The organism is Pseudohalioglobus sediminis (assembly GCF_008370495.1).
In the GTDB taxonomy this organism is placed as follows: domain Bacteria; phylum Pseudomonadota; class Gammaproteobacteria; order Pseudomonadales; family Halieaceae; genus Halioglobus.
This window is the reverse complement of the sequence record NZ_VTUX01000007.1, coordinates 293,061-313,950: the sequence shown is the minus strand read 5'-3', so window position 1 is coordinate 313,950 and position 20,890 is coordinate 293,061. Positions and strand designations below refer to the sequence as shown.

Annotated in this window: 23 protein-coding genes; 12 read left to right on the top strand and 11 right to left on the bottom strand. The window is 61.9% G+C overall.

The annotated features are described in order from the left end of the window. Positions 1 to 2 precede the first annotated feature (2 nt). Genes F0M18_RS15110 through F0M18_RS15070 form a run of 9 tightly spaced genes read right to left on the bottom strand, consistent with a single transcriptional unit; the run spans position 3 to position 7,648 of the window. A complete protein-coding gene (locus F0M18_RS15110) occupies positions 3 to 1,022 on the bottom strand; it encodes a hypothetical protein (protein WP_149612286.1) in 1,020 nt (339 codons plus the stop codon). Continuing rightward, on the bottom strand, positions 1,006 to 1,728 hold the full coding sequence (hybE, locus tag F0M18_RS15105; RefSeq protein ID WP_149612285.1) for a [NiFe]-hydrogenase assembly chaperone HybE: 723 nt from the start codon (positions 1,726 to 1,728) through the stop codon (positions 1,006 to 1,008). The genes F0M18_RS15110 and hybE overlap by 17 nt, the downstream gene beginning before the upstream one ends. Positions 1,729 to 1,740: 12 nt before the next feature. Beyond that, a complete protein-coding gene (locus F0M18_RS15100) occupies positions 1,741 to 2,658 on the bottom strand; it encodes a hydrogenase expression/formation protein (RefSeq protein WP_149612284.1) in 918 nt (305 codons plus the stop codon). Then, positions 2,658 to 3,077 carry a thioredoxin domain-containing protein gene (locus F0M18_RS15095; protein ID WP_149612283.1) on the bottom strand — a complete coding sequence of 140 codons (420 nt, stop codon included), beginning with the start codon at positions 3,075 to 3,077 and terminating at the stop codon, positions 2,658 to 2,660. The genes F0M18_RS15100 and F0M18_RS15095 overlap by 1 nt, the downstream gene beginning before the upstream one ends. Beyond that, complete coding sequence (gene hypC, locus F0M18_RS15090) at positions 3,070 to 3,381, bottom strand: HypC/HybG/HupF family hydrogenase formation chaperone (RefSeq protein ID WP_149612282.1); 312 nt, start codon at positions 3,379 to 3,381, stop codon at positions 3,070 to 3,072. Before hypC ends, F0M18_RS15095 begins: the two co-directional genes overlap by 8 nt. Before the next feature lies 1 nt (position 3,382). Then, positions 3,383 to 4,006, bottom strand: coding sequence for a HyaD/HybD family hydrogenase maturation endopeptidase (locus F0M18_RS15085; protein WP_149612281.1), 624 nt, complete (start codon positions 4,004 to 4,006; stop codon positions 3,383 to 3,385). Further along, positions 4,003 to 4,752 (bottom strand): Ni/Fe-hydrogenase, b-type cytochrome subunit, encoded by a 750-nt coding sequence (gene cybH, locus F0M18_RS15080; protein ID WP_149612280.1) that lies wholly within the window; start codon positions 4,750 to 4,752, stop codon positions 4,003 to 4,005. The genes F0M18_RS15085 and cybH overlap by 4 nt, the downstream gene beginning before the upstream one ends. Before the next feature lie 22 nt (positions 4,753 to 4,774). Then, on the bottom strand, positions 4,775 to 6,565 hold the full coding sequence (locus tag F0M18_RS15075) for a nickel-dependent hydrogenase large subunit (RefSeq protein WP_149612279.1): 1,791 nt from the start codon (positions 6,563 to 6,565) through the stop codon (positions 4,775 to 4,777). A gap of 3 nt (positions 6,566 to 6,568) precedes the next feature. Next, positions 6,569 to 7,648 carry a hydrogenase small subunit gene (locus F0M18_RS15070; RefSeq protein ID WP_149612278.1) on the bottom strand — a complete coding sequence of 360 codons (1,080 nt, stop codon included), beginning with the start codon at positions 7,646 to 7,648 and terminating at the stop codon, positions 6,569 to 6,571. A 347-nt stretch (positions 7,649 to 7,995) separates the two neighbouring features. Between F0M18_RS15070 and F0M18_RS15065 the strand changes: the two genes are divergently transcribed. The 11 genes from F0M18_RS15065 (at position 7,996) to F0M18_RS15015 (ending at position 18,881) form a co-directional block, all read left to right on the top strand. Beyond that, positions 7,996 to 8,382 (top strand): nuclear transport factor 2 family protein, encoded by a 387-nt coding sequence (locus tag F0M18_RS15065; RefSeq protein ID WP_149612277.1) that lies wholly within the window; start codon positions 7,996 to 7,998, stop codon positions 8,380 to 8,382. A 26-nt stretch (positions 8,383 to 8,408) separates the two neighbouring features. Further along, positions 8,409 to 9,287 (top strand): YbaY family lipoprotein, encoded by an 879-nt coding sequence (locus F0M18_RS15060; protein WP_188109751.1) that lies wholly within the window; start codon positions 8,409 to 8,411, stop codon positions 9,285 to 9,287. 21 nt (positions 9,288 to 9,308) lie between these two features. Then, a complete protein-coding gene (gene gltS, locus F0M18_RS15055; RefSeq protein WP_149612275.1) occupies positions 9,309 to 10,502 on the top strand; it encodes a sodium/glutamate symporter in 1,194 nt (397 codons plus the stop codon). Positions 10,503 to 10,550: 48 nt separating this feature from the next. Beyond that, entirely contained in the window at positions 10,551 to 10,856 is a 306-nt protein-coding gene (locus tag F0M18_RS15050; protein ID WP_149612274.1) for a hypothetical protein, read from the top strand. Positions 10,857 to 10,892: 36 nt separating this feature from the next. Beyond that, positions 10,893 to 13,019 (top strand): TonB-dependent receptor, encoded by a 2,127-nt coding sequence (locus tag F0M18_RS15045; RefSeq protein ID WP_149612273.1) that lies wholly within the window; start codon positions 10,893 to 10,895, stop codon positions 13,017 to 13,019. 66 nt (positions 13,020 to 13,085) lie between these two features. After that, complete coding sequence (locus F0M18_RS15040; RefSeq protein WP_149612272.1) at positions 13,086 to 14,837, top strand: DEAD/DEAH box helicase; 1,752 nt, start codon at positions 13,086 to 13,088, stop codon at positions 14,835 to 14,837. A 42-nt stretch (positions 14,838 to 14,879) separates the two neighbouring features. Beyond that, on the top strand, positions 14,880 to 15,443 hold the full coding sequence (locus F0M18_RS15035; protein WP_149612271.1) for a UbiX family flavin prenyltransferase: 564 nt from the start codon (positions 14,880 to 14,882) through the stop codon (positions 15,441 to 15,443). 4 nt (positions 15,444 to 15,447) lie between these two features. Then, the gene (locus F0M18_RS15030; RefSeq protein WP_149612270.1) at positions 15,448 to 16,623 is read left to right on the top strand and encodes an MFS transporter; all 1,176 of its coding nucleotides are present in this window, start codon (positions 15,448 to 15,450) and stop codon (positions 16,621 to 16,623) included. A 20-nt stretch (positions 16,624 to 16,643) separates the two neighbouring features. Next, positions 16,644 to 17,408 (top strand): SDR family oxidoreductase, encoded by a 765-nt coding sequence (locus F0M18_RS15025; RefSeq protein ID WP_149612269.1) that lies wholly within the window; start codon positions 16,644 to 16,646, stop codon positions 17,406 to 17,408. 60 nt (positions 17,409 to 17,468) lie between these two features. After that, positions 17,469 to 17,900 carry an HIT domain-containing protein gene (locus F0M18_RS15020; RefSeq protein WP_149612268.1) on the top strand — a complete coding sequence of 144 codons (432 nt, stop codon included), beginning with the start codon at positions 17,469 to 17,471 and terminating at the stop codon, positions 17,898 to 17,900. Between the two features lie 6 nt (positions 17,901 to 17,906). Next, complete coding sequence (locus tag F0M18_RS15015; protein ID WP_149612267.1) at positions 17,907 to 18,881, top strand: 2-hydroxyacid dehydrogenase; 975 nt, start codon at positions 17,907 to 17,909, stop codon at positions 18,879 to 18,881. Here the strand turns inward: F0M18_RS15015 and F0M18_RS15010 are convergent. Both F0M18_RS15010 and F0M18_RS15005 read right to left on the bottom strand, forming a co-directional pair. Continuing rightward, positions 18,878 to 19,459 (bottom strand): DUF4136 domain-containing protein, encoded by a 582-nt coding sequence (locus F0M18_RS15010; protein WP_188109750.1) that lies wholly within the window; start codon positions 19,457 to 19,459, stop codon positions 18,878 to 18,880. The genes F0M18_RS15015 and F0M18_RS15010 overlap by 4 nt on opposite strands. A gap of 97 nt (positions 19,460 to 19,556) precedes the next feature. Beyond that, complete coding sequence (locus tag F0M18_RS15005; protein WP_149612265.1) at positions 19,557 to 19,736, bottom strand: hypothetical protein; 180 nt, start codon at positions 19,734 to 19,736, stop codon at positions 19,557 to 19,559. A gap of 148 nt (positions 19,737 to 19,884) precedes the next feature. Between F0M18_RS15005 and F0M18_RS15000 the strand changes: the two genes are divergently transcribed. Beyond that, positions 19,885 to 20,877: a LysR family transcriptional regulator gene (locus F0M18_RS15000; protein ID WP_149612264.1), complete on the top strand. Its 993-nt coding sequence runs from the start codon at positions 19,885 to 19,887 to the stop codon at positions 20,875 to 20,877. Positions 20,878 to 20,890: the final 13 nt, after the last annotated feature.

Here is a 20,890-nt window from a genome sequence, read left to right as displayed (position 1 = left end):
CTTCAGCGCTCCTTTTCAGTGACCGTGCAGGGCACGCAGGGATCGAAACCGGCAAGCAGCAACCTGGCCTCGCCGGTGTCGCTGCATCCGGCCAGCGTATTCGCCACCGCCCCGTCAGGTGCGAAGTGCCAGTCGGTGGGCGCCAGCGCGTGCCAATGCGCCACGGAGTCATCTTCGGCCAGCTGTACGCGGTGAAAAACCGGGCCCCGGGCGGTAATGGCGCGCCCGGTGCCGCAACGGCCCGGCTCAGCCCAGCTGTTGGCTTCGGGCGCTGTCATTGCCTGCCCGGCAAGCGTCTCCGCGATAGCCAGTGTGTCCAGCAGCAGGGCCGCGGTGCGCTGGAAGGCCTGCCCGGGGGCGTGCTCCAATTGCGCCGCCAGGTGGTGTCGCGCCATGGCATACGGGCCGACTTCTGTCGCCTGCGCGCCGGGGGCCAATGGGTCGTACTCCGGACCTGCCAGTATATCCCGCGCCCGCGCCAGCAGGGCATCGCCCCGGCGCCGGCGGCTTGCAGCGCCCTGCTGCAATGCGCCGATTGACGCCAGCAGCTGTGCGGCAACGCCGTCGCCGGCTGCAGACCAGTCCAGCAGGTCGGCCATTGTCTGCACCCCGGCAAGCCCCGGTAGTGCGTCCATCAGCAGCGCTGCGCGCTGTGCATCGCTGCTGCTGTCGCGCAGACGCTTGAGCCATGCCATCTGCCGCGGCGCACCGGTGATGTCCGGCCAGTCCACCGCCAGCCGCCAGCCTGCTGCGGCGGCCTGTTCTCGCACGAGCTGTTGTTCTCTCTCCGCCTCAGCAGGCGCTTCAGCTGCCATGCCGCGGGCTGCCTCCACCGCGCGTGCGGCGGCTATGGATTGTGCTGCGCCGCATACCGGCAGCAGCCTGGGAACCAGGGCCAGCGCCTGTGCCAGTGGCATACCGGTGAGTTGCGCCAGCACGTTGGGTCGATGCTGGTGTATGTCCACGCGGCCCCGGCCCAGGCGCACCTCGATACGCGGGCCCTGGCTAGCGAGCGGCGTCATCCGTCGAATTCCTGCCGCCGCGCAGGAAATGACGGCGGCTGATGGGAGCGGGCTCCGGCGCCTGCAGTAGTGCTTCCAGTGCGTGTGCGGCGACTTCCCGCGCGACCAGCGGGTCGTCGAATTGCTCCATGGGGGAGAACAGCGAACAGCTTTCAATCGCGCCCAGGCCTTCGACCTGGCCGCTGGTAAAGCTGTAGCTGCCCGAGGGAAACGCGATATCGCGAGAGCTGCCCTCAATGGGTAGCCGCTCGCTGTCGCCGGGTAATCTCAGGATATTCATACACCAGGGCGTGACCAGCACTGCGAGCAGGGATTCCTGCCACGACTGCAGGCCGACAACCTGTATGGTGAGTTTGCCATTGTAGACAGGCAGGTCGCGCATGCGCGCATCCACCGCGGTATAGGCGGCGAGTATCTGCCGTTCCCGCTGGCGCAGTTGGGCGCGGCTTTCGGGGATAGCAGGCCTCGGCTTCTGTTGTAGTTCCGCATCATCATCGTGCAGCACCATGAACTGGGATGCGGCCGCATCGCAGCTGGGGCAGCGCCAGTGCGCGGGCAGCTCTGCAAAGGGGGTGCCAGCGGGTATCTGCCAGGTCTCGTCACCTTGAGTCGGATCGTACACCCACCAGCACACACCGCATTCCAGCGCCGCGTCCGGGCTGATGCGGTCGCTGTTGCCCAGGAAGGAGCCCTCGAAACCGTTCATGTCAGCGCGGGATCACTGCGCACAGTGCTGGTCCAGGTAGGTGTCCAGTATCTGCCGCAGGCGTTTTGCAGAGTCTTCGAAGTCCTCCTGCGCCGCCAGCACTGCATCGGGGATGCGGCCGATTTCCAGCGTATCCAGGATGGTGTTGCCCATCGCGTTGACGTACTGCACGGCCCAGACATGGCGCACCGTTGTGGCCATCACCCGGCAATTGCCGAAGCCGCCGGATTCCAGCACCAACTCTGCGCGGCCAAGCACGTCAATCAGTAGCTGTTGGTCCTGCGGACTCATGGGCATCAGGGTGAAGTTGAGTATGCGGTTGTGGGGGGCGGCCCCGTCCCATTGCGCAGCATGCTCGTTGACTTCTGCCAGCACCGCGAGGCCGTTCATGACCTCGGGAACATGCTGTGGCAGCGCTATCGGGGCCTGGCGCAGGCTGCTGGCTGCGCTGTCCACGATGCCGGGCACTGCGGCCACTTCCAGCCAGTTGCTGCCATCCGACCCGGTGACCATCCACACACCGGGGGTCACGGCTTCCTGGAACTGGTAGGCGATGGCATCCAGTGTCAGTGACCCGCTTACCTCGCCGTTGCCAAGCAGGAGTGGTACCGCTTCCCGATCTGCAGGGTCCAGTGTTTCCAGTGACACCCTGGCAGCGTTGCGCTCGCCGCCGGCGACACTCTGCAGTGCCTCATCGAGGGCCCTGAGCCTGGCGCCCAGCGCGGCGGAAATCTCGAAGTCGGAGGGCAGTCTTGGCGCGACCGGCAGTGTCACCGAGGGTGACCCCAGCAGTGCCAGCGGGTCACTGTCCTCCCCGGGTGCGACAAATACGCCCTGGGCGGGTTCTTCTCCCTCCCAGATCATGGGGTTGCCGCGATCCAGGTCCTGCAGTGGAATCAGCTCCGCGCCCTGCGTTTCTGTTTCGTTCATCAGTTTGTCTCCGTGCCGGCAACGCCGGGCTTGCCGAGGTAGCGCTGGAAAGCCCCGGCATAGTCTGCCCAGTCACGCACCCGCGGGATCACTTCCAGTATGGCATCGTCCTTCAACAACACCAGGCTGGGAGTAGCGAGCACGCGATATCGCGCGCTGAGCTCGGGGTTGTCGTCGCCGGGTACCAGCAGGGCGCGCACGCGCCCGCGATAATCCTTGAGGATTTCCCTGAGCGCCACGGCGACATCGTGGGCGTCAGAGCGCCGGCTTTTGCCGCCGCTGAAAAACAGTACCTTGAAGCCCTCGGCGCGACTGATGGTGTCGATATCGTCGTCCGCGGCCAGCTGCAGCAGTCCGCAACCCAGCATGTCAGTAATGGCAACGCTTTCTTCAGCCATGGATTCCTCGAGTTCAATCATTGCGCAAGTGCGGCGGGAGTTCCGGCTCCCGCTCAATCAGGTCTGCCAGCAGGTGTTCGAAGGGCTGGCCCGCGGCAGCAGCTTCTACCGCCCTCAGCGCGTCGCCGATCTGCTGTGCCTCGGTGGGGTCCAGCGCGCGTATTGCCACGTCCACGTGCACCAGTAGCCAGTCATTTGCCGCAGGCGGCGTGTCCAGCAGTGAAGCTTCTACCGTGTGCGCCACGCCGGGTTCGCCGTAAGGCAGGCAGTGCGCCGCCCCTGAAGGCAGGATGTCCGTCACCAGCATGGGCACGCCAACGCACATATCAGGCCTTGGCAGAGCGTAGCAGGACGCGCTCGTCACCGTGGCGACAGGCAGCGTGGTCGCTGGGGCGACCAGTTTCGTAACTGGCCAGGTCCAGCCCCGGGGTGATCACGTCGCTCGCTGCCGGCGCACTGCGCGGCGTGACCGTGTAGCCGCGTTCAGCGAGGTATTCCGCCGCCCTGTCCAGGGCCGCGGGGATGCAGGCCTTGATCTCGTCACGCAGGCTGCCGCCATAGTCTTCCAGTTCCACCGGCTGCACACCGATCAACAACATGTCGCTGGCGCAGCCGCCGAGCAGTTTGGCGCAGGCAATCACGTCCTGCAGGCCGGCCTGGTGCAAACTCATCTTGTGGGCGCCCACGAATGCCGGAATGTCGTCGTCGCGCACCAGCCGCAGGGTGCCGGGAGCGTCGCCGAAATCCACCGCGTCGAAGATGACCACGGGATTGTGGTCGCGCAGCAGGTCAACCAGGTACAGGCCCTGGGTGCCGCCGTCGGCGACGGTGATGTCATCGCCCACGGCAAAGTGCTGGTCGAAAGCCTCCACGCAGCGCACGCCAAAGCCCTCGTCCGCCCACAGCAGGTTACCGACGCCAAGTACCAGCGCCTGGCTGCGGCCGCTCATTCCCTGTCGTCCTTGAAGTAACGCCAGCCGGAAATCATGGTGGACACCAGGCTCTGGCGGCTCATGATGTCCTCGCGTATAGCGACGTAGATGTGGATCAGGGAGAAGCAGACAATGACCCACATGGTCAGGCGGTGGACGGTGTGCACGTGCATGCTGTCACCGTATACGGTGAACACCCAGCCAAACAGGGTGTACCACATGCTGTCTGTACCCGCGCCCTCGGCATACAGGGCGAAGCCGGTGGCCACAGCGTTCAGCAGTGGCAGCAGGAACAGGAAGAACATGGCCAGCTGCGCCAGCGGGTTATGGCCGACGTACTTCTTGGGCGTACGCTCAAGGAAGGTGTACCAGCGCACCTCGTGCCACACCTCACGCCACCACTTGGCGCTCCACAGTGGGGGCAGGAACAGCTGGTGCGCATGGTGGTTGCCGATAATCGCCCAGCCAATACGAAACAGTAGCGCGATGGCAAGGATTTGCCCCGCAGCGAAGTGGATAAGGCGGATATAGCCGAACACGAACAGTTCGGAGGCCTCGCCCTCGACAGAGGGCAGGGGCTTGCCGATCAGGTAACCGGTGATCACCAGCAGCACAATGCAGAGCGCGTTGAACCAGTGCCAGATACGCACCGGCGCCTCGTACACATAGATCTTGGCCGCCGGCGTCTGCACTTCGGTGGCGTGGTGCACCACCGCGCTGAGAAAGCCTTTCGGCCGCGGCTTGGATTCGAAAGAACTGGTCATGGCCGTCTCCTCGCTCGCCGCCTCAGCGAACCTTCACGTCTGACAGGGGTTCACCTTCGGGGCTCATCACATGCGTGGAGCAGGCCAGGCAGGGGTCGAAGGAGTGAATCGTACGCAGGATCTCCAGCGGCTGTTCCGGGTCCGCCATGGGTGTGTCCAGCAGGGAGGCCTCGTAGGCGCCGATATTGCCCTCGTTGTCGCGGGGGCCGGCATTCCAGGTGGTCGGGACCACCGCCTGGTAGTTCTCGATGCGGCCGTCCTTGATGTGGATCCAGTGGCCGAGGGCCCCGCGCGGCGCCTCGGTAAAACCGACACCCTTGACGTCGCTGGGCCAGGTTGAGGGATCCCAGCGCTCGGTATTGGCGGTGGCCAGGTCGCCATTGCGGATGTTGCTGATCAGCTTGTTGTAGAAGTAGTCCATCTTGTCTGCCGCCCAGACGCATTCCAGCCCGCGCGCCGCAGTGCGGCCCAGGGTGGAGAACAGGGCTGAAACCGGCAAGTCCAGTTCCGACAGCAGCTTCTCGGTAGGTTCCTTGAACTCCGGGTTGTTCTGGGCGTAGCCGATGATATAGCGTGCCAGCGGGCCCACTTCCATGGCGTGGCCTTTCCAGCGCGGGCTCTTGATCCACGAGTACTTGGCGTTTTCGTCCAGCTGCTCGATCTTGGTCTTGGTGCCCTTGAAATTGGGGCCCAGATCGAAATTGGGCTCGGTGACACCGTCCCAGGGATGCAGGCCCCTGTTCTCGTCGTCGTAGCTGTACCAGGAGTGGCTGACGAATTCCTGGATCTCCTCGCTGTCGCGCTGGTCTACTTCGTGCACGGTGCTCAGGTCGCCATTGATGATGGCGCCCCGGGGCAGCATCAGGTTGGCTGCGGAATAGTCGTTGGCGTGATCGGGAATGTCGCCGTAGGACAACACGTTCTGGCTGGACAGGCCGCCGCCAAAACCCCAGTCCTTGTAAAAGGAAGCAATGGCCTTGAGATCCGGCAGGTAGACCTGCTCGGAGAACTGGCGCGACTCGTCGATAATGCGTTTCACCAGGTTCAGGCGCTCGATATTGATGGCGCCGACGGCACCGGTATCGGAGACGTTGATGGGACAGGGCACGCCGCCTACCAGCCAGTTGGGGTGAGGGTTCTTGCCGCCGAAAACGGTGTGTATCTTCTTGATTTCTTTCTGGAAATCCAGAGCCTCCAGGTAGTGCGCCACCGCCATCAGGTTGGCCTCCGGGGGCAGCTTGTAGGCCGGGTGGCCCCAGTAACCGTTGCGGAACAGGCCCAGCTGGCCCGACTCGACGAAAGTTTTCAGGCGCGCCTGCAGGTCGCGGAAGTAGCCCGGGGATGACTTCGGCCAGGCGGAAATCGACTGCGCCAGTTCGCTGGTGGCGCGCGGGTCGGCGGACAGTGACGACACCACGTCCACCCAATCCAGCGCATGCAGGTGATAGAAGTGCACGATGTGGTCGTGTACCTGCAGCGCCAGCTGCATCAGGTTGCGGATGGTGTTGGCGTTCTCGGGAATCTGGATGTCGAGGGCATCCTCCACGGCGCGCACGGAAGTCAGCGCGTGGGTGCCGGTACAGACGCCGCAAATACGCTGGGTGAAGGCCCAGGCATCGCGCGGGTCGCGCCCCTTGAGGATGACTTCCAGGCCGCGCCACATGGTGCCGGTGGAGACGGCGTTGCGAATAATGTTGCTGTCGTCGACGTTGACTTCGATGCGCAGGTGACCCTCGATACGGGTGACCGGGTCTACCACTATGCGCTGTCCGGCGTTGTCCAGGGTAAAGCCGTTGGGTGTTTGCACAGTCATTGCTTATTCTCCGCTGTTGGGGTTGCGCACCCGGGTGAGGGCGGATACGGCGGCATGTGCTGCCACCCCGGCGCCGATGACGCCCGCCGCAGTCAGTCCGATCTTGTCGGCGTTGGCCTCCACGCCCAGCGGCGTCTGCACTTCGGCCAGGCGGTCGTAGAACGGGCCGTTATCCCAGAAATTTTCCTCGGAACAACCAATGCAGCCGTGGCCCGACTGAATGGGGAAGGACACGCCCTCGTTCCAGCGCACGGTGGAGCAGGCGTTATACGTGGTGGGACCGCGGCAGCCCATCTTGTACAGGCAGTAGCCCTTGCGGGAGTTTTCGTCGTCCCACTCCTCGGCGAACTGGCCGGCATCAAAATGCGGGCGGCGGTAGCACTTGTCGTGGATGCGCTGCCCGTAGAACATTTCCGGGCGACCGAGGCGATCCAGGGGCGGCAGCCGGTCGAAAGTCAGGATATAGGTGAGTACGCCGGTCATCACTTCGGCAATGGGCGGGCAACCGGGCACCTTGATGATGGGCTTGTCGCGAATGACCTTGTGAATGGGCGTGGCCTGGGTCGGGTTGGGCTTGGCGGCCTGTACGCAGCCGTTGGAGGCGCAGGATCCCCAGGCCACAATGGCCTTGGCGCCCGCTGCCATTTCCTTGAGTTGTTCCAGGAAAGGGCGCCCGCCGACAATACAGAACATGCCGTCTTCGTTGAGCGGCGGGTTGCCTTCAACGGCGAGGATGTACTCCCCGGCGTGCTGGGTGCGGGTTTCCTCGAGCGCGGCCTCGGCCTGGTGTCCGGCCGCCGCCATCAGCACGTGGGAGTAATCCAGCGACAGCATCGACAGCACCACATCGGATACCAGCGGGTGTCCCGAGCGAATGAAGCTCTCTGAGCAACAGGTACATTCCAGGCCGTTCATCCAGATCACCGGCGTGCGGCGCTTGGTCTCCATGGCGTGGGCAATCCTGGGTGCGAAACTGGGTCCGAGGCCCAGCGAGGCGGCGGTCAGGGAGCAGAATTTATTGAAGGAACGCCTGCTGATGCCCTGCTGGCGGAAGACATCATAAAAGGTCTCCGGTGAGCTCATAACGGATTCTCCGTGCTGCTGATGACGGAAAACCCGTAACCGCCGTGAGCGGTAGCGCATTTTCCGGCTGAATTGAGTATTGCTTATTATCGTTGACGCTAGCAGGCATCACCCGCTGAACCCATACGCCTTAAGTCTATATATAGGATGTTTGAAGCCTGCGCACCGGGCTATCTTCGGCACGCTTGATCTGGATCAAGTTTGCTGTGTGTGCGGCCAGGGGTGGCCCGGTATCGACACGGAGCCCGTGTCGTTCTGGCGTGCGTTGGACATGGCGGCTTGGAAACTCTCCCGCGGTGACCTACCATGCTGGCACAGCGTACGGAATATGAAACAGGAAGCGAGTAATGCACGAAACCCTGGCCAAGTGGCACCGATTCGTCGCCACCAGCGATGCAGCGTTGCTTGAAGAGTTGATAGCAGGTGAGTGCGTATTCCTGTCGCCGGTGGTGCATACACCGCAGCAGGGCGGTGACATCACGCGCTTGTACCTGACCGGTGCCATGCACGTGCTCAATGACGGATTCCACTACGTCAAGGAAGTTGTCAGCGGCAATTATGCGGTGCTGGAGTTCGTCTGCGAGGTTGATGGCTTGCAGGTCAATGGGGTCGATATCATGACCTTCGACGCGCAGGGGAAAATATGTGAGTTCAAGGTGATGGTGCGCCCGCTCAAGGCGCTGAATGCCGTGCACGGCAAAATGCGGGCAATGCTGGAGCAGCTCTCCGCATGAGAACGCGATCAATCGGGAAATCAGCTATGACAAAGAATGCCACTGCGCTGGGTGCCCTGGTCCTCGGGCCGGTGATGCTGTTCCTGTCTGCCTGCGGCGGTGACGACATTGGTGCGCCGGAGCAGGCGTCGGGGGAGGTGGGTAAGGTGTCAACGATAGAAGGCGAAGTGTTTTACCGGGAGCGCATGATGCTGCCGCCCGGTGCGGAACTGGAGGTGCAACTGCAGGACATATCCAGGGCAGATGCCATGGCGACGGTTATGACCAGTGTGCTGATCCAGCCGCAGGGGGGACCGCCGTATCCCTTCACCATCAATTACGATCCTACGGTGATTGATCCGCGCATGCGCTATGCCCTGCGTGCCACCATATCGCGAGGCGACCGCCTGCTGTTCACCACTACCGAGTACATTGACCCATTCAGTGGTAACCCGGTACAGATAATGGTGCAGCGTGTCGCCGAACCGGTGACCAAGGCGCCGGCCGAGGAGCCGCCACCGGCGCAAGCTGACGACGCGCCCCCGGCGGCAGTGCCGGCAGGTTCCGCAGAGAATGACGCCACACAGGCCACCTGGCTGCTGCAGACATTGCACGGCGAAGCGGCGGCGCTGGGAGCCGGCGGTGCACCCGCTGATATGGTGCTGGATCACGACGAGGGCTCGGTAGCAGGTTTTGCCGGCTGTAATCGCTATAGCGGCGGGTTCAGCAGTGAGGGTCACTCCGTGCATGGCACGCCGATCAAGTTCGGGCCGCTGGCCTCAACGATGCGCGCCTGTGTCGATGGTGCCGAGCTGGAACAGGCATTCCTGCAGATGCTGGATAGTGTGGATGCCTATCGCATTAGCGGACAAACGCTTGAGTTGCTGCGCGCTGACAGCGTTGTCGCAACCTTCTCGTTACGCTGACCCTGCGCCGCTGAATAGCCCGTGGAACTCGACCCACGCCAGACCCTGATCGTAGCCATCCTGGTTTTATACCTGGGGCGCTATATCAATGGGCGCGTCGGGCTGCTGCGCGACTACAATATTCCTGAGCCGGTTACCGGGGGCTTGCTGGCCTCGCTGGGCTTTGCCCTGGTGTATGCCTTCACCGCCTCCGAGGTCACCTTTGATATGGCCAACAGGGACATGCTGCTGATCGTGTTTTTTACCACCATTGGCCTGTCCTCCCGTATCGACGTGCTCAAGCAGGGTGGCCGCTCCCTGCTGATTTTGCTGGTGCTGGCCGTGAGCTATCTGTTCCTGCAAAACCTGGCAGGAATCGGCGTCGCGATGCTCAATGGCGCACCGCCTGCCCTCGGGGTCCTTACCGGATCGGTTAGCCTCAGTGGTGGTCACGGTACCGCCATAGCCTGGGCTCCCACCTTTGCAGCTGAGTACGGCATGCCCTATGCGATGGAAGTGGGTCTTGCATGTGCCACTTTCGGGCTGATTTTTGGTGGTGTGATCGGTGGTCCCATTGCCCGCTACCTGGTCTGGCGCAACAAGCTCAACCCGGAAGACAGCGGCGAACTTACGGTCGGTTTTCGCTACAAGGAACACGAGATAATCGATGTCGACGGTATTCTCAAAGTGCTGCTGGTGATTGCCATCGCTATCGGTGTGGGCATGCACCTCAACGATCTGCTGGGCGGATGGGGCCTGATGCTGCCGGACTTTGTAACCTGCCTGTTCGCCGGGATCATACTCACCAACAGCCTGCCGCGGTTCCTGCCGCGCTACCAGTGGCCAACCGGAACGCGCTCGCTGGCGCTGGTTTCCGATGTCAGCCTGGGTTTGTTCCTGTCGATGTCGCTGATGAGCCTGCAGCTCTGGGCGCTGGCGGACCTGGCCGGGTCCATGCTCATATTGCTGGCAGTGCAGCTGGTGCTGATCGTGCTGTTCACGGTTTTCGTCGTGTTCCGCTTGCTGGGCGCCAACTACGATGCGGCGGTGATCTGTTCGGGCTACTCAGGCCTCGCCCTGGGTGCGACGCCCACTGCCATTGCCAACATGACTGCCGTGACCAAGGCACTGGGCCCGGCGCCCCGGGCATTCGTAGTGGTGCCGCTGGTGGGGGCTTTCTTCATCGACCTGAGTAACGCCCTGATCATCAATACCCTGCTGGCCTGGTTCGGTTGATCGGAAAGGTGACTACAGTGATGAAAGTCGAGTAGAATCTGCGCCACTATGCATTCGTCGTTCTCACTACAGCATCTGCGCCGCCCCGGCAATCTGGCCCGGTCGCTGGCGTTTGTGGCGCTGGTCTTCACTGCCGCTGTGCAGGCGCAGGAAGCGGGCCACTGGCATGAGCTGGACGACACCTATGTCGAGTGCCTGCTTTGCAAGCACAGCGCCGATGCGCAACTGACGGATATCGCCGGGTGCGCCGGGCCGACCTGGCTGGCAACGTTTGCAGATGATGTCATCGTCACCGCTCCCATCACTGGTGTGGTTTCACCCTTCAACGCCCGGGGGCCCCCGGCACACTCCTGACACAGTCAAACTTTCGACACTATCAGGAGTTAACAAATGAAACGTCTTGTACCGATTGCCGTGGCTGTTGCCGCGGCGAACGCGGCTGCCGAGCAGCTGCCCCTCGAACACGTGCTGGTGTCTGTTCCTCTGCACAAGAAAACCGCTGAAACCGCCCTGCCAGTTACCGTCTTGTCCGGTGACGCGCTCAGCCGTGCCGCGGCCAGCACCCTGGGCGATACCCTGGGGACGACTCCGGGGCTGGCCAATGCCTCATTCGGGCCCGGCGTTGGTCAGCCGGTGATTCGAGGCCAGCAGGGCGCGCGGGTCACCGTGCTGCAGAACGGCACCAGCAGTGCCGACGCCTCTAACCTGTCCGCTGATCACGCGGTGTCTGTTGAGCCCTTGTTGGCAGACAGCATCGAAATCCTGCGCGGTCCCGCCACCCTGCTCTATGGCGGCGGCGCGATAGGGGGGGTGGTCAACGTGCTCGACAACCGCATACCCACTTCCCTGCCCGATGAGCCCACCGGCGCCGTGGAATACCGCCACGACAGCGCCACGGACATGGATAACGTGGTTGCGCGTTTCGACGGCAGCAGCGGCAACCTCGCGATTCACGCCGATGCCCTGTATCGGGACTGGAACGACATGGATATTCCCGGCTACGCCTCCACCGAGGCGGAGCATGATGACCATGACGAGGACCACGAAGCGCACGAAGCCGGGGAAGAGGGCGAGCGCAAGGGGGTGCTGGCCAACACCGGCGGCCGCACCAAGAGCCTGACCCTCGGCGGAAGCTACCATTTTGATTCGGGTTTCTTTGGCCTTGCGGTCAACCGCCTGGAAAATCGCTACGGTATTCCGGCAGGGGCCCATGCAGACCACGAGCATGAAGATCACGATGAGGACGAGCACCTCGAGGATGAAGAACACCTCGATGATGAAGAGCACCATGAAGAGGATGAGCACGGTCATGGTGATGGCGTCACCCTCGACGTGGAGCAGACCCGTTACGACGCGGCACTGCACTGGCATGAACCTTTCGCCGGCGTAGAGGTATTTCGCGGTTTTCTCACCTACACCGATTACGAGCACAGTGAAATAGAAGGTTCCGGTGAAATCGGTACCACTTATGCGAATGAAGCCTGGGAAGGCCGCCTGGAGCTGGTGCACGACACGGTTGCCAATTTTCACGGCGTGATAGGCGCGCAGCTTATCTCCGGAGAATTCAGCGCGCTCGGTGAGGAGGCGTTTATCCCGGTTACGGATAACCAGGAGCTCGGGCTGTTTCTGCTGGAGGACTACCACAGCGGAGACTGGACCTTCGAGCTGGGCGCTCGTTACGACTATGCCGAGCGCGACCCCGACACCTATGCGGCTGACAGCAACAGTTTCAACTCCCTCAGCGCGTCCGGCTCGGCACTGTGGGATTTGACGCCAGCCTGGCAGTTGGGCCTGGCGCTGTCGCTGGCGGAGCGCGCGCCTACAACCGAAGAGCTCTATTCCAATGTGGAGGCACGCGACGCGGAAGAACTGGTTGTGCATGCGGCAACTAACGCCATAGAGATCGGTAACGCCGCGCTCGACACGGAAACCTCGCGCAACGTGGATTTCAGTATTGACTGGCAGGGCGATGGCCATCACGTTGCCATCAACCTCTACTACAACGATTTTCGTGATTATATCGGGCTGATGTCCACGGGCACTGAAGTAGATGAGGTCGCCGTTTATGTGTACGACCAGGAAGACGCCTCGTTCTGGGGGATCGAACTCGATACCGATTTCACCCTCGCGGCTATCGGTCCCGGGGACCTGCGCCTGGGGCTGTTCGGTGACCTGACGCGCGGCGAATTGGAAAGTGGTGGTGATGTCCCGCGGCTGCCCCCGCGGCGGCTCGGTGCTCGCCTGAACTGGGTTAGCGAAAGTTGGGACGTCTGGGGCCGCGTGGTTGATGCTGCAGACCAGAATCGTCCCGGTGATAACGAAGCGGCTACCGAGGGCTATACCCGCTGGGACCTCGGCGTGGATTACCGCCTGCCCGTGGGCGGAGGCGATCTGGTGACGTTCGTGAACTTCAACAATGTCACCGATGAGGAGATTCGCCTGAGTACCTCCTTCCTGCGCGACATCGCTCCCGAGGCCGGTCGCTCTATAGAGGCTGGCATTCGCTATAGCTTCTAGGCGCCATGCCTGTATAATCGCCGCCCCCTTTCAAGGGGCGGCGCATCCGCCGTCCAAGGTATATCCATGTCTACCCAGTCTCCCGTAACCAGTTTCGCAGAACTGGCTCTCCCCGCACCGCTGCAGCAAGCGCTTGCTGATGTCGGTTACGAGAACCCCTCGGCGATACAGGCCGCTACTATTCCCGCGCTGCTCGATGGCAGGGATGTACTCGGACAGGCACAGACAGGTACCGGCAAGACTGCCGCGTTTGCCCTGCCGGCCCTGGCCAGCCTGCAGTCCGGAAGTCGTTTGCCACAGGTACTGGTGCTGACACCCACACGCGAGTTGGCCATACAGGTCGCAGAGGCGTTCCAGAAATATGCGCGTCACCTGAAGAGTTTTCACGTGCTTCCCATATACGGGGGTGCGGATTACCGCGGTCAGTTGCGTCAATTGCAACGCGGAGTGCAAGTAGTCGTGGGCACGCCGGGCAGGGTCATGGACCACATGCGCAGGGGTTCACTGGACCTGTCGGCCCTGCGCACCCTGGTGCTGGACGAGGCAGACGAAATGTTGCGCATGGGCTTCATTGACGACGTGCAATGGATTCTCGAGCAGACACCGGAGCAGCGCCAGGTAGCACTGTTCTCGGCCACGATGCCCGATGCTATCCGCCGCATTGCGCAAAAGCACCTGGAGAAGCCCGTGGAAGTGTCCATCGAGGTGCAGACCGTGATCAATGAATCCATACGCCAGCGCGTTTGGATGATGGCGGGCGTGCACAAGCTGGATGCTCTCACCCGGATACTGGAAGTGGAAGAGTTCGACGCCGCCATAGTCTTCGTGCGCACGCGGCTGGCAACTGCGGAATTGGCGGATAAGCTGGCTGCGCGCGGCTACGCTACCGCGGCGCTCAATGGCGACATTCCGCAGAAACAGCGGGAAAGTACTATCGAAAAACTGAAAGCCGGCAAGTTCGATATCCTGGTGGCCACCGACGTGGCCGCGCGCGGCCTGGATGTGGAGCGCATCAGCCACGTGATCAACTACGATATTCCCTACGACGTGGAAGCCTATGTCCACCGGATAGGTCGTACGGGTCGCGCCGGTCGCCAGGGTGACGCCATTTTGTTTGCCGCCAATCGTGAGCGTCGCCTGTTGCGGGCCATTGAAAAAGCCACGGGGCAGACTATCGAGAAAATGGCGCTGCCGAGTGTTGCCGAACTGGCTGATAAACGCATGGCTCGCTTCAAGCAGCGCATCACGGAAACCCTGGCCACGGCCGAGCTGGATGCTTTCCGCAAGCTGGTCGAAGACTACCAGGCCGAGTATGGCGTGCCGGTGATGGATATCGCCGCGGCGCTGGGGGCCCTGGCGCAGGGCGACAAACCGTTGACAGCGCGCGCGGAGCAAGAGAAGAAAGAGAAAAAAGCGAGCAAGCCGGACAAGAATAAACCGGCGGCAGGGCCGGGCGCCGAACCCTCGCGGGAACGCGGCAAAACGGATGCCCGCCCGGACAAGGGCATGGAGCGGTTCCGCATTGAAGTGGGGCATGAGCACGGCGTGAAGCCCGCCAATATCGTGGGCGCGATCGCCAATGAAGCTGAACTGGACGCCCAGTACATCGGCCGCATTGAGATCTATGACGACCACAGCACTGTGGACCTGCCGGAGGGTATGCCCCCTGAAATCCTGCGCCACCTGAAATCGGTCTGGGTTAGCGGGCAGCGACTGCAGGCATCCCGGCTGAAAGATGCTGGCGGCAAGCCGCGCAAGCGCAAACAGGGCGCCGGCAAGAAAAACCGACAGGGCGGCGGGAAAAAGCAGCCGCGCTGAATTTTTGCTAGAGTGACGGCTCTGCAAACAGGGCTGAAGCATATGGACAGGCGCATCATCGTCGGTATCAGCGGCGCATCGGGCATCGTTTACGGTGTGCGGGCGCTTGAGCTGCTGCGCGATTGCGGTGTGGAAACACACCTGGTGATGAGCAAGTCTGCTGAATTGACCCTGCATTCGGAACTGGATATGTCCGCTGCCGAGGTGCGGGCGCTGGCTGCGGAAGTACACCCCATCAAGAATGTCGGCGCATCGATTGCCAGTGGTTCTTTCATCACTGCCGGCATGCTGGTTGCTCCCTGTTCCATACGCAGTATGTCCGAGATCGCGAGCGGGGTAACCTCCAGCCTGCTGACGCGAGCGGCCGACGTGGTGCTGAAAGAGCGACGCCGGCTGGTGTTGATGGTTCGCGAGACACCGCTCCATACCGGCCACCTGCGTACCATGACGCAGCTCTCGGAGATGGGTGCTGTTATCGCGCCCCCCGTACCGGCCTTCTATACCCGCCCTGAGTCACTGAATGATGTGGTAACACAGGGTGTTGGCCGCGTGCTCGATCTGTTTGACCTGCCGGTACCACAAATCAAGCGCTGGCAGGGTAACTGAAAGAGTGCCACTGTTATTTGGCGTCGTTCTGCTGGACCTGATCGGCTTCGGCATTGTAATTCCCATCCTCCCTTTCCTGTCGCCACAACTGGGCGCGGATGAACTTGATATCGCCCTGATCATCGTGACCTACGCTGCCTGTGCCGGGATTTCGGCCCCCTTCTGGGGGCGGCTGTCTGACCGCATGGGTCGCAAGCCGGTGATTATGCTCTGTCTCGGCGGTGGCGCGCTGGCTTACATGGCCCTGGGGCTGGCGAGCGAGCTGTGGATGGTGTTTGCCGCGCGCGGTTTTGCCGGCCTGATGGCTGGCAACTTTGGTGTGGCTTCGGCGATGATGGCGGATATCACCGGGCCGGAGAACCGTGCCAGGGGCATGGGATTGATCGGCGCCGCCTTCGGCCTGGGTCTGGTGCTGGGGCCCCTGCTGGGCGGCTTGCTGGCGGGCGATAGTGGCAGTTTTACTCTACCCTGCCTGTTTGCCGGCCTGATGTCGGTGCTGGCAATTATTGCGGCGTATTTTTTCCTGCCCGAGTCACTGTCGCCGGAAAAGCGCAAAGCGAACCGTGGCTTGCAGAAGAGTGGCACGCAGGCCTCGGTGATGAGCCTGCTGAAGGCAGGCGGTAACCGCCTGTTCGTGTTCCAGTACCTGCTGCACAATGCCTGCGTCAGTTCGGCCACTTATGTGTTTCCCCTGTGGGTGGCAGAACTGCTGGACTGGAGTGCCCGTGACGTGGGTGTGGTGTTCGGGATTCAGGGTGCAATCATGGTTGTTCTGCAGGGCGGAGCCATGGGCGCGCTGGTTCGACTGTTCGGCGAGTGGGGCCTGCTGCGCGTTGCTGTAGCAATGTTCCTCGGTGGCTTCCTGCTGGCTACCGTGGCGGACAATATGTACACCATGGTGTCTTCCATGTTCCTGTCCATGTCCGGGGCGACACTTTGCATGCCCCTGCTCAATACCATCATTACCCAGCGCACACCGGCCGCCCAGCGCGGACGCATCCTGGGTACCACCGCAGCGGCAGCCTCATGGGGGCGGGTGTTCGGGCCGCTGATGAGCGGCCTTGCCCTCGGTACTATCGGCTATTCGGCAACCTGGGGCCTGTGGTCGCTGGCGCTGGTCTGGTACCTTTATTGGGTAATAAGCGAGGCAGGTAAACAACAGGGTGTCCCCGCCAACTGATCTTCACAGAGGAGCATGAGATGAGCACAGATATTTTTGACCTGACCGGCAGGATCGCACTGGTAAGCGGCGCCAGCCGCGGTATCGGTGAGTCGATCGCGCGTTTGCTTGCCACGCAGGGGGCACATGTCATCGTGTCCAGCCGCAGGCTGGAGGACTGCCAGGCCGTGGCGCAGTCCATCGTTGACGCCGGCGGCAGCGCCGAAGCGTTCGCCTGCCATGTCGGTAACATGGAGGATATCTCGGCCCTCTTTGCGCATATCCGTGAGCAGCACGGTCGTCTGGATATCTGCGTCAATAACGCTGCGGCCAACCCGTATTTCGGGCACATTCTCGACACTGACCTTGGCGCTTTCAACAAGACCGTGGAAGTGAACATTCGCGGCTACTTCTTCATGTCTATCGAGGCCGGGAAACTGATGCGTGAGCACGGGGGCGGCGCTATCGTCAACACCGCCTCGGTCAATGGTCTGCAGCCTGGGGCTATGCAGGGTATTTATTCCATTACCAAGGCAGCGGTGATCAATATGACCAAGGCTTTCGCTAAGGAATGTGCGCCGTTGGGCATTCGCTGTAACGCGCTGTTGCCCGGCCTGACCAAGACCAGGTTTGCCGGCGCACTGTTTACCCAGGATGAAATCTACCAGGAAGCCATCAAGGGTATTCCCATGGGGCGGCACGCTGATCCCGATGAAATGGCGGGCACCGTGCTGTACCTGGTGTCAGACGCGGCCTCCTACACCAATGGTGAGTGCATCGTGGTAGATGGCGGAATGACGATTTAGTCGTTGCAACATCGCGGCTGCGCTCGCTAGAGTTAGGGGCGTAGCCAAAGGACTGCCGCTATGAACGCGACCGATATTCACCCACAATTGCTCAATGACTGCCATTACCTTGGTAGTCTGCCGGCCGCCAGGCTGCTGCTGCATCGCAACGCCAGCCTGCCCTGGTTTATCCTGGTGCCGGAGACGCAGATGCAGGATTTCCTTGATCTGCCGTCGGAGCATGCCGACGCGGTGCGCGCCGACTGCGCCGCCGTCTCCGGCTTCATCAAGAATGTGCTCGGCTTCGACAAGGTCAATTTTGCAGGGCTCGGTAACCTGGTCCCGCAGATGCACCTGCACGTGATCGGCCGCTCGCCGCTGGATCCGTGCTGGCCACAGCCGGTCTGGGGTAACCTGGAAGGCGCCGAGGCTTATACGCAAGAGCAATTGCGGGAATGGCAGGCATTGCTGGAACGCATGCTCAAGCTCATCCCCGCCGAACTGGACACCTGAGCTCCCATGCCCAAGAAAGTACTGGTCACACATCAACTGCCCGGAGAACGCATTCGCGAGCTGTCCCGCTACTGCGAAATGAATGTCTGGATGGACACCGGCCTGCTCAGTGCCGAGGCGCTGCGCGAGGAACTCGCCGGTTGTCATGGGCTGCTCTGCCTGCTTACTGACCGCGTGGACAGGGAACTGCTGGATGCGGTACCCACGCTGGAATTTGTTTCCAGTATGTCTGTAGGTGTCGATCATGTGGACGTGGATGCCCTCACGGCGCGGGGGATTGCCCTGGGGCACACCCCGGGCGTGCTGGTGGACACCACGGCGGACACCGCGATGGCGCTGATGCTGGCCGCGGCGCGGCGCGTTGTCGAGGCGGATCACTTTGTGCGCATGGGCAACTGGACGCCTCAGAACGCGTGGGCCCCGGACTTTTTTACCGGCAAGGACGTCAGCGGCGCGACGCTGGGCATTATTGGGCTCGGCGATATCGGCCAGGCCGTGGCGCGGCGCGCGGCCGGCTTTGGCATGGAGGTGCTGGCGTGGAATCGCTCGCCTCGCGAAGTGGCCGGCGTCACCATGGTTACCCTGGAAGAGTTGCTGGCGCGCAGTGACTTTGTCAGCGTCCACGTGGCACTCAATGACGGCACCCGTGGCTTGCTGGACAAGAAGCGTATAGCCCTGATGAAAGCGGATTCCGTGCTGGTCAATACCGCTCGTGGCGGTATCGTTGATGAAGCCGCACTGGCAGCGGCGCTGTCCAGTGGTCGACTCGCGGCTGCGGGCATTGATGTATTCGAGCGGGAGCCGGTGGCCATGGACAACCCGCTGCTGGCGTTACCCAATGTCGTGGTGGCCCCGCACATAGGCAGTGCATCCATTCGCACCCGGGCCAGAATGGCCGATGTGGCTGCCGATAACGCCATCGCTGCGCTCACCGGTGAGCGCATGCCGTGCTGCTTCAATCCAGAGGTGTATGGCGGCTAGCGCGCATCGGGCAGGTCGCCCAGGCCCTTTTTGATCCCTTTTGCGATGTTCTTTTCCATCGTGGCCGTGTCAATGCGATTGACGTCCTCGACGATCTTGGTGATAACCACGCGCCAGACTTCTTCGTTGTTGCTGACCTTGTTGAACTGGATGGCTATGTTATTGGTCGTCTGTACACCTGCCAGGGCGTTGGCGTTGTCAACCATCGCCTGGTTGATCTGGCGATTGGGGCGTGCAGACGGGATAGGGTCGATGCCGTTGTTGGCATCCTGGCTGAGCACTCCCTGTCGCAGCGCGGTAGCCTGCAGGTAGTCGACACTGAACTGCGCACGCTCGGGATCCAGCACATAGCCCTTCTGGGCAAGCTGTGCATTCACCTGCTGGCGAATTACCGGGTCCATGGTGTACAGGGGGTCAGCGGACCCGCCGGGGTTGGCCAGCGGCTCGCTGCGCCACTTGAAATACTTGTAGTTGGCTGCAGCAAACGTGTCGGTGTTTTCAGTACGCGTCTCGATGGTGCTGCATGCGACCATGGAAAGTGACAGCAACAGGGTTGCCAGTAGCTGGATACTGCGCATGCAGGGCCTCTCTTGAACGACGGAAATAAACGTCGCACATGTTAGCAGCATGGGCCCCGCGCAGCTATACACGGTCCCCGGTGTTGAAGGGCGTGCTTTAGTCGTCGCCGATCTTGCCCACCAGCCTGTTGGCCCCGGCTTCATCGAAGCCGCTGCCAGAAACCCGGTTGAGACCGGTAAATTCAGCACTCGCCTTCGGTTCCAGTGTCGGTGTGGGAGCGCAGGCCCCCAACAGCAGGACAGCACCCAGGGATAGGCTCAGGCTCAGTATGCGCATGGTAGCTCCGCGTTTTTTCAACTTGCCTATCAATGGACTGCTTACTCGGGAGGCAGTTCCGGATACGGTGAAATTTCCCTGTAATACAGGTGTTATCCTCTGCTAGCATGTCCAGCATAACTAAAAGTTATTTCTAGCGAGTGGGAAGATGATTTCACGGAAGCTGATCCGCACCGACCTGAACCTCCTGGTGGCGCTGCAAATCCTGCTTGAAGAGCGCAATGTCACCCGGGCCGCAGAACGGTTGTCAGTGAGCCAGCCGGCACTGAGTAAGACTCTGCAAAAACTCCGTGACGCCTTCGAAGACGAGTTGTTCACGCGCACGGCGCACGGACTGGTACCGACTCCGAGGGCGGAGGAGTTGGGGCAGGAGTTGCCCAACCTGCTGGAGTCAGTCGAGCGTGTGCTGGGCGATGCGGAATTTGACCCCGCCACTTACTGCACCAGTTTCAAGCTGTTGTTGCCGCCGATACTCTGTGAAGCCCTGTTGCCGGGACTGATTGCCGAGTTGCATGAGACGGCGCCCGGTGTACAGGTGATCACCTCTGAGATAACGCCCGATTACCAGGAGCAGTTGAAAAAGGGTGAGGTAGACTTTGTGGCCTTCCTGGCACTGGATACGGACCGGGATATTCACGCAGAGCCGATCACCACGCTGGCTCCCCGCTGTTACATGCGCCGTGAGCACCCACTGCATGACAAGGCGGAATTTGAGCTGCAGGATTTTCTGCTCTATAGCCACCTGCGGCTGTACCTCCCCGGCCTCTCTCGTGAGAACACCTCCATGGTCGACGATGTGCTGGGGCAATACGGTGTGCACCGCAACATTTCTCTGGAGACCACACAGTTCGCGTCGGCAGTGGGGGTGCTGGCACGCACGGATTGCCTGCTGGTGGCCAACGCCGGTTTCGAGGCCAGCGGCCTGTACAGCAACCTGATTGTGGGCCGTGAACTGCCCGCCGAACTGCAGCGCATGATACGCAACACCCACAGTTCCAATCGCGGCAAGATGTCGCTGTTGCGGCACACGCGCACCTCGCGCAGTGCGCCGCACCAGTGGATGCGTACCCTGCTGATGAAGCACCTGAGTGGCCCCGGTGAGCCGGTGGAGCAGGGGCAGCAACTGCAGGCCATCAAGTAGAGGTGGTTTCCCG